Source organism: Stenotrophomonas sp. AR029 (assembly GCF_047520695.2).
GTDB lineage: Bacteria > Pseudomonadota > Gammaproteobacteria > Xanthomonadales > Xanthomonadaceae > Stenotrophomonas > Stenotrophomonas sepilia.
The window spans coordinates 154,031-164,063 of the sequence record NZ_JAXBQQ020000008.1 but is presented as its reverse complement, the minus strand read 5'-3'; the positions used below and the strand labels follow the sequence as shown (position 1 = coordinate 164,063).

The following is a 10,033-nucleotide window of genomic DNA, read 5'->3' as shown; positions in this document are numbered from 1 at the left end:
GCTCCGCGGTCCGGCCCAGCCGCTGGCGGCTGGGCGTTCGGGCGCTTGCGAAGCAGTGCTTCGCAAGCAAAGCGCCCTCACCCATGGGGGCACGATGGCGCCATCCATGGCGCCAACGGTCCTGCCCACCCACACCGCCCCGCCTCTGACAGATCCCGTGCGCTGTCGGTGGGTGCCGACCGTTGGTCGGCACATCTGTCTGACATCGAATGAATCATCCACGCATGGCGTGAATCTACTGGCAATTGCGGTTGTTGGCGCGCGCGGCTGTTGGTGGGTGTCGACCTTGGTCGACACAGAGTGAGCGCAGCAAGCGACCCGCTTTTGCTTTTCTTTTTCTTTTCCGTGGTTGGACGCGCGCAGGAAACTGTCAAAGGTGGGGCGGGTAGGCCATGCAGGGGCGTTGGCGCCATGGATGGCGCCATCGAGCTTACAGGGACGTACTTGCAGCGTCCCCTGCATGGCCCACCCGCCCCACCAAGCGCGGCTTTTGCTCCAAGCGTCAAACCACGAGGGGCTCAGCCGTTCGCCGCCGCAAACGCCGGCCGCGTCAGGTTGTCCGCCTCGCCATCAGTGCACAGCACTTCGTCTTCGATGCGGATGCCGCCATACGGACGGAAGAAGTCCACGCGGTCCCAGTTGATCGCATCGCCGTGGCCGGCGTCCTTCACTTCGTTCAACAGCATGTCGATGAAGTACAGGCCCGGTTCGATGGTCACCACCATGCCCGGTTCCAGCACGCGGGTCAGGCGCAGGTACGGGTGGCCCGCCGGGCGCTCGATGCGGCCGCCCTCGTCGCTGGCCGCGAAACCGGCCACGTCGTGCACCTGCAGGCCGATCAGGTGGCCGATACCATGCGGGAAGAACGCGGCGCTGACGCCGGTCTCCAGCGCGGTCTGCGGCGAGACCTTGATCACGCCGAAGTCCTTCAGTACGCCCATCAGCGAAAGATGTGCGTCCACGTGCAGCTGCTTGTAGTCGAAGCCCGGGCGCACCGCTGCGCACATCCGCTGCTGGGCGGCGTCGACGGCGGCGATCATCGCCGCAAACTCGTCGTGGCCCTGCGCGGCGTAGGTACGGGTGATGTCGCTGGCGTAGCCGTGGGCACTGGCGCCGGCATCGATCAGGAAGCTGCGCAGCGGCTGCGGTGCCTTGCGGCCCAGCTCGGTGTAATGCAGCACAGCGGCATGTTCATTCAGCGCCACGATGTTGCCGTACGGCAGCTCATTGGCATCCTGGCCGACCGCCTGGCAGTACGCCATGTGGATGCTGAACTCGTCGGCGCCATTGCGGAATGCGGCCTCCGCAGCGCGGTGGCCGCGCACGCCCAGCACCTGGGCCTGGCGCATCAGTGCGATCTCATACGGTGTCTTGCTGCCGCGGTGCCATTCCAGGTAATTCACCACCGGCGCCGGGTTGTTCGGTACGTAGTTGCCCAGCGCGCTCTGCGGCTCGCCGAGGATCGCGCAGCGCGATGGACCGGCCGGCAGCAGCGCCAGCGCGTCTTCCGGCTTGCGGATGATGTGGATGTCGAAGTGATCCACCCACCAGCCGCTGGGGGCATCCGGCACCACGTGCCAGTAGTCGAAGGGCTGGTGGAAGATCACCGCCGGGCGCTTGCCGGGGCTGAACACGATCCAGCTGTTGGGCACGCGGGTCAGCGGCAGCCAGGCCTTGAACTGCGGATTGACCGCGTACGGGTAGTCGCGATCATCGAACACCTGGTAGTGCAGAGTGCCGCTGGGCACCACCAGGTGGTCGAAGCCGCCGCGGGCCAGCGCCTGTTCGGCACGTCGGCACAGCACGGCCAGGTGGTCGGGATACAGGGCGCCGGGGTCTTGCTGGATCATTGCGGTGGCTCGACACGGAAAACGGCCCTAGATTCTGCCGCATAGCGGGAAAAACCGCTGTGCTGGAACCGGCACTCAGGCCGTCGAAACCGGCCCCTCGTCGCTGTCTTCGCCCACCCACCGGCGCAGCAGCTGCCGATGCTCGCGCGACAGGGTGAGGAAGCGGAAGCCGGTCCAGCTCTGTCCGGGGGCGTGTGCGGGTTCGCTCCACAGCAGGTGCACGCCCACGTCGATGTCCTGGTGGCGGCCATCGCCCAGCGGCAAGGGGAAGCGCAACTGGTACAGCGCATCCTCGCGCAACGGTGCGCTGGCCAGCATCAGCATGCCGGTTTCGGAGATATTGCCGAGCCGGCCGACCACGCTTTCGCGCATCTGGTCGGTGACCGGTACCAGGTCCGAGACCTGGCGGCGCGGCGCGCGGCGGGTATCCTGCGGCGGTTGGGTGATCATGCGGAAGTCTCCTGCGTATGGCCGGCCGCCAGTGCACGCAATGCGCCAAGGCTGGCCTCCCAGGCACGGTCAACCAGCCGGGCCTTGTCCTCAGTGACCAGCTGCGCCTGGCCGGCACTGATCTGCCGGGCCAGCGTATCCAGGTCGGTATCGGCGATCTTCTGCCCGCGCGGATTGACCAGCAGGGCGTGGCCGGTCAGCAGGCTGTACCAGGACAGGCGCTGGCGGCGCAGTGTGCCATCGCCGGTATCGATGTCGAACCAGCTGCCGAAGGGCAGGGAGGACAGCTGCTGGTAAGCGGCTTCCTCGGCACTGCTGCGCGGTGTGGCCGGCGTCGTGCCGGCGGCCGTACCGGCGTGCTCGCCCAGGCGCGCGCGTGCCTTCAGGCGGGCACTGAGTTCGGTACGCGAGGTGCTCTCGTCCTCGCCGCCAGGCGTGGCCAGCCTGCGTGCGACGGCGGCGGCTTCCTCGGCGTGGTAGCCGACCTGCAGCAGGGCGGCCTCGACCTCGGCAGCAAGCGTTGCATCGGTGCCGCCGGGTGCATCAACGGGTTGCGCGGTGATGGCGGCGATGCGTTGGGTCTGCTGCAGGCGTTCCTGCCACTGCGGTGAATCGTCGCCGTGGCGCAGGCGGGTCAGGGTGAGGGCATCGGCCCAGGCCTGACGCAGCAGGGTCTGCACGAAGCGGGGCGGCTCCTGCGCGTCGCAGCACTGGTCGATCTGTGCACTGGCCTGTCGCCGCGCGAGTTCCAGCCGCTCCTTGCCGCGTGCAGCTTCCACATGGCGGCGCTCGGCCAGCTCGGCGCGATGCGCTGCGGCACGCTGATGCTGCTGCACGTCCTCGTTCGCGCTGGCGAAGGCCTCCGGCGCCCGCGCATCCTGGCCCAGCAGGCCCTGCACGCTCTGTGCCATGCGCTGCAGCAACTGCGGGTCGACATCATCGTCGGCCAGCCAGTTGGCGCCGACTTCGGCAATCTGGTTGAGCAGTTCGCGCGCGGGGTGCTCGTCGCGCACGAAGAAGCCGGGGTCGGCCATTGCCGCACGTGCCAGCGGCACCTGCAGGCGCGCCAGCAGGGCGGCCGGCACCGGGTCCGGACGCTGCTGCTGCTGCACCTGCTGCATCAGCATGCGCAGCAGGTCGAGGCTGTCGCGGTCGTGGCTGCCCAGCTGGGCCTGCGTGCCATGCTCGCTGCGCAGTTGCGCCACCACGGCCGCCTGCAGGTCGGCTACGCCGGTGGCGGCGCTGGACTGCGCCTGCAGGCGTGCGAGGACCGCATCCACGGCTGCGCTCGGCACTGCATCGCGATCCGCAGGTGCTGCGCTGGCATGGCGTGCGTGCTGCAGCAGCGCATGCAGCGCGCTGCCCGTAGAGGTGGTCAGGCCCGGCAAGGCCGCGCCGGCCGTGCTGTCATCCTGGAAAGCGTCCTGCACCAGGCTCGACCAGGAGCCGCCCGGTGCCGATCCGTTCCAGCCGGTCAGTGGCGCGGCGGCACGCTTTGCCGGCTGCGTGGCGCGACCACCGCCCACCGACTGGGTGATGATCCGCCGGGTGCTCGATGAACGCGCCAGATAGGGGGTGTAGACCAGGCCGGGCAGCACGCCATGCTGGGCCAGCAGGGCATTGGCACGGTCGAGGATGTCGCCCAGGCGTTCCAGTACCTGGCGTTCGAAGCTGCGGTACAGCGCCAGCTGAACGTCGACAGCGAGCGAATCCTGTTCGGCAATCCGGCGCAGCATGGCGCACAGTGCCTGCGGTGCCAGCGGCAGGGTGTCGGCCTCGAAGGCCGGTGCTGCCGCCAGTACGCCCAGGCGTTGGCCCAGCAGGTTCAGCGTGTTGGTCGAACGCAGCGTCTCCCGCCGCACCATCTCGGTCAGCAGCAGGTCGCGGTCCACTTCATGTTCATCGACCAGCGACAGCCCGAGCATGCCGGGCTGCGGCGGCGGCGTGGAACCGGGGCTGAAGTGGGCCGTGGGTTCGCGCAGCCGTATCAGCGCATCGGCCACGGCATCAAGCATGCGGTCAGCGAAATGACCGGAGAAGGCATGCAACTGGCCGCGCTGGGCCATCAGCTCCGCCTGCAGCTGCGGATTGCGCGCGCGATCCGCGTCGTGCAGCAGCGTCTGCTCCAACGCTTCGACGGTCAGGATCAGCGGCGCGGCCAGCGTCTGCCGGCACAGGCCGATCAATGCGCCCAGCAGCTCACGCACCCGCGGTGGCAGGTCGCTGGCGGCCAGGCGGGTTTTGTCGGCAGAGGTAATGGAAAAGACAGCTGACATCGGCGAGCGGTACCCGGATTCCCGCGGATCGATCTTGTGAATCTACCGTGTCGGCCGCAGTCGGCGCTACTTTAGGGTGAACGTGTCTCGCGTCTGCTGGGGAGGGACGACGGATGAACGGTAGTGCCGGTCGCTGGCCGGCAGCGCTGTCTCCACCGGAGTGCCGGCCAGCGGCCGGCACTACCCGCTACGGCGCAAGGTCTATTCCTCCAGGAACAGGCTCACCACATCATTGGTGAATCGGCGGCCCAGCTCGGTTGGCTGTACGTGGCCGTCCGCCACATCCAGCCAGCCGCGCTGGACGGCCTCGGCCAGCGGTGCGTCCAGCACGCTGCGTGGCAGTCCGGTACGCGACTCGAAATCGCGCAGGCCGAAACCTTCGTGCAGGCGCAGCAGGTTGAGCATGTACTCGAACGGCAGCCGCTCCGGCGCGATCACGTCGTCACCACCGAACGAGGCCGGGGTGCCCGCGCTGTCCAGGTAGGCCTGCGGGTGCTTCAGCTTCCAGCGGCGCAGCACGTGTTCTTCGGCACCCGAGCTGATCTTGCCGTGCGCGCCAGCACCGATGCCCAGGTAGTCACCGAAACGCCAGTAGTTCAGGTTGTGCGCACTCTGGCGGCCAGGGCGTGCGTAGGCGCTGACTTCGTACTGGTTGAAACCGGCCTGCGCCAGCAGCGTCTGGCAGTGCTCCTGCATGTCCCAGGCGTTGTCTTCATCGGGAATGCCCTGCGGCGGCCGCGCGAAGAACACCGTGTTCGGTTCCAGGGTCAGCTGGTAGTGCGAGATATGGGCCGGTTGCAGTGCAAATGCGCGTTCCAGATCGGCCTCGGCACCGGCCAGGGTCTGTTCCGGCAACGCGTACATCAGGTCGATGTTGAAGTTGTCGTAGCCCGCGTCCTGCGCCATCTTCACCGCGCGCTCGGCTTCGCCACTGTCGTGGATGCGGCCCAGACGCTTGAGCATGGCATCGTCGAAACTCTGGATGCCGAAACTGAGGCGATTCACCCCGGCCGCGCGGTAGCGGTCGAAGCGGCCATGTTCGGCGGTGCCCGGGTTGGTTTCCAGGGTGATTTCGGCATTGGGCGCGAAGCGCAGGCGTGCGCTGGCCTGCTGCAGGAAACGGTCGATTGCTTCCGGCGGGAACAGGCTGGGGGTGCCGCCGCCGAAGAACACGCTGTGCACCACCCGGCCCCAGACCAGCGGCAGGTCCTGGTCCAGGTCACGCAGCAGCGCGTCGATGTAGGCGTCGAACGGCAGCTCGCCCTTGGCCTGGTGCGAATTGAAATCGCAGTAGGGGCATTTGCGCACGCACCACGGCAGGTGCACGTACAGCGACAGCGGTGGTGGCACCAGTCGCGGCGGGCTGTCGTGGTCAGCGGAGCAGGCTTCGCCCGGCAGGTGGTTGCAGTGGTCGTGGTCGTGCGGCATGGGCTTGTTCGGTAGTGCCGGCCACTGGCCGGCTTCCCTGGTTCGATCGGGTGGCGTCAGTACAGCGTCGCCAGCTGCTGCTTGAGCTGGTGCAGGGCAATGGCACGGTGGCTGATGGCATTCTTCAGTGCCGGCTCCATTTCCGCGGCGGTCAGGCCGTGGGTGGTGTCCAGGAATACCGGGTTGTAGCCAAAACCATTCGTGCCACGCAGCTCGCGGATGATCTGTCCTTCCCAGCGGCCTTCGCAGATCAACGGCTGCGGGTCGGTGGCGTGGCGCAGCAGCACGATCACCGCATAGAAGCGGGCGCTGCGCTGGCCGTCGGGAATGTCGGCCATCGCGTCCAGCAGCTTGGCGTTGTTGGCCGCGGCGTTGGTCGGGTGGCCGGCATAGCGCGCGCTGTACAGGCCGGGCGCGCCGCCGAGTGCGTCGACGATCAGGCCCGAATCATCGGCCAGTGCCGGCAGGCCGGTCGCTTCGCAGGCCGCGCGTGCCTTCAGCAGCGCATTCTCGACGAAGGTCAGGCCGGTCTCTTCCACGTCGCCCAGGCCCAGTTCGGCGGCCGAGGTGATCTGCAGCGGCAGGCCGGCGAGGATCTCCTGCATCTCCACCAGCTTGCCGGCGTTGTGGCTGGCCAGTACCAGTTTCTTCATTGACGGGGCTCCAGCAGGTCCCAGGTGTTGCCATACAGATCGCGGAATACCGCGACCGTTGCATAGGGTTCTTCGCGCGGCGCTTCCAGGAACTCGACTCCCGCGGCAAGCATCGCCGCGTGGTCGCGGTGGAAGTCGTCGGTGTTGAGGAAGAAGGCGACGCGGCCACCGGTCTGGTTGCCGATGCGGCTGCGCTGCGCCTCGTCGCTGGCACGGGCCAGCAGCAGGGCGGCGGCGCTGCCGTCGGTCGGGCCGACCACCACCCAGCGCTTGTGGCCCTGGTCGATGTCCTCCAGCAGCGCGAAGCCGAGCTTGGCGGTGTACCAGGCAATGGCTTCGTCATAGTCGGCCACCACCAGGGTGGTCAGGGCAAGGCGCCGGTTCATGCCGACAGCGCCGCCTGCTGCGCGGCCAGCAGCTCGGCCACGCCCTTCTCGGCCAGGCCCAGCAGCGCGTCCAGTTCATCGCGACGGAAGGCATGGCCTTCGGCGGTGCCCTGCAGCTCGATGAAGCCGCCGCCGTCGTTCATCACCACGTTCATGTCGGTGTCGCAGTCGCTGTCTTCGGCGTAGTCCAGGTCCAGCACCGGGGTGCCGCGGTACACGCCCACCGACACCGCCGCCACTGCGCCCAGGATCGGGTTGCGCTTGATGTCGCCGCGCTTGATCAGCACGTTCACTGCATCGACCAGGGCCACGTAGGCGCCGGTGATGGCGGCGGTGCGAGTGCCACCGTCGGCCTGCAGCACGTCGCAGTCCAGGGTGATAGTGCGCTCGCCCAGCGCGTTGCGGTCCACGCACGCACGCAGGCTGCGGCCGATCAGGCGCTGGATCTCCAGCGTGCGGCCGCCCTGCTTGCCGCGGGCCGCTTCGCGATCACTGCGGGTATGGGTGGCGCGCGGTAACATGCCGTACTCGGCGGTGACCCAGCCTTCGCCCTTGCCGCGCAGGAAGCCCGGCACGCGGTTCTCGACGCTGGCGGTGCACAGCACGCGGGTTTCACCGAAGCACACCAGCACCGACCCTTCGGCGTGGCGGGTGAAGCCGCGTTGGATGACGACCGGGCGGAGCTGGTCGGGCTGGCGGCCGCTGGGGCGGGAATCGGACATGGTGCGGGTTCCGTAATGGCGAGGGAGTACGCCGCCACGCCCGCGGCCTTCACGGTGCGGGCAAGGGGGCTCTGGTGAGGGCGCTAGGGTACCATTCCCCCTTTGCACGCACCGGACACATTCCATGATTCGAAGCATGACCGCCTATGCCGGCGGCGAGCGGGTCACCCCGTGGGGCACGCTGGGCTGCGAACTGCGCTCGGTCAACCACCGCTTCCTGGAGGTCGGCACCCGCCTGCCCGAGGAACTGCGGGCGCTGGAACCGCAGCTGCGCGAGCGCATCGCCGCGCGCCTGAGCCGCGGCAAGCTGGATCTGGTGATGCGGCTGCGTGCGCCGGAAGCAGCGGCCAACCTGCAGGTGGACGAGGCCCTGCTGGGCCAGCTCGGCCGCCTGGCGCACCGGCTGACCTCCGATTTCCCCAACCTGCAGGTCAGCTTCACCGAGCTGCTGCAGCTGCCCGGCGTGACCCGTGGCGAGGCCACCGATGCCGCGGCCCTGCAGGCCGAGGCACTGGCCCTGCTGGACCAGGTGCTGGACGGCTTCGTCGAGGCGCGTGAACGCGAAGGCGGCAAGTTGTCGGCGGCCATCAGTGAGCGCGTGGACGGCATCGAACGCATCGCCACCGAAGTGCGCACCTTGATTCCGGCCATTCGCGACGGCCAGCGCGCCAAGCTGGCTGCACGCCTGGCCGACCTGCCGCACCCGGTCGACCCCGGCCGCGCCGAGCAGGAACTGGTGCTGTGGCTGCAGAAGCTGGACGTGGATGAGGAGCTGGATCGCCTCGGCAGCCACATTGTCGAGATCCGCCGCGTGCTCAGGCAGCGCGAGCCGGTCGGCCGCCGCCTGGACTTCCTGCTGCAGGAGTTCAACCGCGAAGCCAATACGCTGGGCTCGAAGTCGGTGGACAGCCGTACGTCCAATGCCGCGGTGGAGCTGAAGGTGCTGATCGACCAGATCCGCGAACAGGTGCAGAACATCGAGTGATGTTGCATCCAGCATTACAGCAGGGGCGCCTTCGGGCGCCCTTCTCATTACAGCGTCTCAGCGGACGCTGACACCCGGCAGGCCCGCGCTCAATCGCCCCACGACGGCTGCCTGGCCGAACCCTGCGTCGTGGAAGCAGGCCAGCACCGCGTCCACCGCTTCCGGGGCGCAGGACACCAGCAGCCCACCGCTGGTCTGTGGGTCGGTCAGCAGCGGCTGCCAGTGTGCCGGCAACCCATCGGCGAAACGCACCTCCGCACCATACGAGGCCCAGTTGCGGTTGGACGCGCCGGTCAAGCAGCCGCGCTGCAGCAGCTCCAGGGCCTGAGGCAGCAGCGGCACCTGTGCGCTGTCCACCTCCGCAGCGACACCACTGGCGCGACACACTTCCAGCAGGTGGCCGAGCAGGCCGAAACCGGTGACATCGGTCATCGCGTGCACACCGTCCAGCGCGGCCAGGGCCACGCCCACGGTGTTCAGGCGGGTGGTCGACGCGATCATCTGCTGGTAGCCGTCGGCGTCCAGCACTTCTTTCTTCAGCGCCGACGAATACACGCCCACGCCCAACGGCTTGCCCAGCACCAGCACATCGCCGGCGCGGGCATCGGCATTGCGCCTGAGCCGCTGCGGGTCGAGCACGCCGATCGCGGCCAGGCCATAGATGGGTTCCACCGAATCGATGCTGTGGCCTCCAGCGACCACGATGCCGGCATCGGCGCAGGCACGCTCGCCGCCCTGCAGGATGCCGCTGATGGTCTCCTGCGGCAGCGTGTTGATCGGCATGCCGACGATGGCCAGCGCGAACAATGGTCGTGCCCCCATCGCGTACAGGTCCGACAGCGCGTTGGTGGCGGCGATGCGGCCGAAGTCGAACGGGTCGTCGACAATCGGCATGAAGAAATCGGTGGTGGCGACGATTGCCTGGCGGTCATCGAGGCGGTACACCGCGGCGTCGTCGCTGGTCTCGCGGCCGACCAGCAGTTCGGCCGGTGCCGGAAGCGCTGGCACGCCACGCAGCAGTTCGGACAGCACGCCCGGCGCGATCTTGCAGCCGCAGCCGCCGCCGTGTGCCAGCGAAGTCAGTCGTTGCGGGGAATCGGCCGTTGAAGGGGCGGGGGACTGCGCGTGCGTGGCCATGCCGACATCTCCTGCGGAAACACCAATGGCGGAAGGCAGCAGGAGTCGAACCTACCAGGGAACGATCGACGCCCCCTACTGGGTTTGAAGCCCAGCCGCATGCCCGGATGCGCATGCCTTCCGAAAGTACGGCGGCACCGGTGGGC

The 10,033-nt window shown here is 68.3% G+C and carries 9 protein-coding genes and 1 tRNA gene; 1 reads left to right on the top strand and 9 read right to left on the bottom strand.

Annotation, left to right across the window (positions count from 1 at the left end):
* Nucleotides 1–518: 518 nt before the first annotated feature.
* The 7 genes from pepQ to rph form a co-directional block, all read right to left on the bottom strand.
* The gene (pepQ, locus tag ACM0PB_RS19255) at nt 519–1,850 is read right to left on the bottom strand and encodes a Xaa-Pro dipeptidase (protein ID WP_414604922.1); all 1,332 of its coding nucleotides are present in this window, start codon (nt 1,848–1,850) and stop codon (nt 519–521) included.
* Between the two features lie 75 nt (nt 1,851–1,925).
* Nucleotides 1,926–2,300, bottom strand: coding sequence for a PilZ domain-containing protein (locus ACM0PB_RS19250; RefSeq protein ID WP_171955734.1), 375 nt, complete (start codon nt 2,298–2,300; stop codon nt 1,926–1,928).
* The gene (locus ACM0PB_RS19245) at nt 2,297–4,576 is read right to left on the bottom strand and encodes a DUF1631 family protein (protein ID WP_414604921.1); all 2,280 of its coding nucleotides are present in this window, start codon (nt 4,574–4,576) and stop codon (nt 2,297–2,299) included. Before ACM0PB_RS19245 ends, ACM0PB_RS19250 begins: the two co-directional genes overlap by 4 nt.
* A gap of 201 nt (nt 4,577–4,777) precedes the next feature.
* Nucleotides 4,778–6,004, bottom strand: a complete 1,227-nt coding sequence (gene hemW / locus ACM0PB_RS19240; RefSeq protein ID WP_111128981.1) for a radical SAM family heme chaperone HemW — start codon at nt 6,002–6,004, stop codon at nt 4,778–4,780.
* Nucleotides 6,005–6,060: 56 nt separating this feature from the next.
* Nucleotides 6,061–6,657 (bottom strand): RdgB/HAM1 family non-canonical purine NTP pyrophosphatase, encoded by a 597-nt coding sequence (gene rdgB / locus ACM0PB_RS19235; RefSeq protein ID WP_164230429.1) that lies wholly within the window; start codon nt 6,655–6,657, stop codon nt 6,061–6,063.
* The gene (locus ACM0PB_RS19230) at nt 6,654–7,043 is read right to left on the bottom strand and encodes a VOC family protein (RefSeq protein ID WP_065185328.1); all 390 of its coding nucleotides are present in this window, start codon (nt 7,041–7,043) and stop codon (nt 6,654–6,656) included. Before ACM0PB_RS19230 ends, rdgB begins: the two co-directional genes overlap by 4 nt.
* A complete protein-coding gene (gene rph / locus ACM0PB_RS19225) occupies nt 7,040–7,765 on the bottom strand; it encodes a ribonuclease PH (protein WP_053461298.1) in 726 nt (241 codons plus the stop codon). The genes ACM0PB_RS19230 and rph overlap by 4 nt, the downstream gene beginning before the upstream one ends.
* 124 nt (nt 7,766–7,889) lie before the next feature.
* Between rph and ACM0PB_RS19220 the strand changes: the two genes are divergently transcribed.
* Nucleotides 7,890–8,750 carry a YicC/YloC family endoribonuclease gene (locus ACM0PB_RS19220; protein ID WP_005418965.1) on the top strand — a complete coding sequence of 287 codons (861 nt, stop codon included), beginning with the start codon at nt 7,890–7,892 and terminating at the stop codon, nt 8,748–8,750.
* 57 nt (nt 8,751–8,807) lie between these two features.
* On the opposite strand, the gene selD is transcribed toward ACM0PB_RS19220, so the two are convergent.
* The gene (gene selD / locus ACM0PB_RS19215) at nt 8,808–9,887 is read right to left on the bottom strand and encodes a selenide, water dikinase SelD (protein ID WP_414604617.1); all 1,080 of its coding nucleotides are present in this window, start codon (nt 9,885–9,887) and stop codon (nt 8,808–8,810) included.
* A 26-nt stretch (nt 9,888–9,913) separates the two neighbouring features.
* Nucleotides 9,914–10,009 (bottom strand) — tRNA-Sec (locus tag ACM0PB_RS19210).
* Nucleotides 10,010–10,033 lie beyond the last annotated feature (24 nt).

Bases quoted from the DNA above. Each gene is read 5' to 3' on its own strand.
- pepQ (WP_414604922.1), bottom strand. From the start codon at position 1,850: ATGATCCAGCAAGACCCCGGCGCCCTGTATCCCGACCACCTGGCCGTG.
- ACM0PB_RS19250 (WP_171955734.1), bottom strand. From the start codon at position 2,300: ATGATCACCCAACCGCCGCAGGATACCCGCCGCGCGCCGCGCCGCCAG.
- ACM0PB_RS19245 (WP_414604921.1), bottom strand. From the start codon at position 4,576: ATGTCAGCTGTCTTTTCCATTACCTCTGCCGACAAAACCCGCCTGGCC.
- hemW (WP_111128981.1), bottom strand. From the start codon at position 6,004: ATGCCGCACGACCACGACCACTGCAACCACCTGCCGGGCGAAGCCTGC.
- rdgB (WP_164230429.1), bottom strand. From the start codon at position 6,657: ATGAAGAAACTGGTACTGGCCAGCCACAACGCCGGCAAGCTGGTGGAG.
- ACM0PB_RS19230 (WP_065185328.1), bottom strand. From the start codon at position 7,043: ATGAACCGGCGCCTTGCCCTGACCACCCTGGTGGTGGCCGACTATGAC.
- rph (WP_053461298.1), bottom strand. From the start codon at position 7,765: ATGTCCGATTCCCGCCCCAGCGGCCGCCAGCCCGACCAGCTCCGCCCG.
- ACM0PB_RS19220 (WP_005418965.1), top strand. From the start codon at position 7,890: ATGATTCGAAGCATGACCGCCTATGCCGGCGGCGAGCGGGTCACCCCG.
- selD (WP_414604617.1), bottom strand. From the start codon at position 9,887: ATGGCCACGCACGCGCAGTCCCCCGCCCCTTCAACGGCCGATTCCCCG.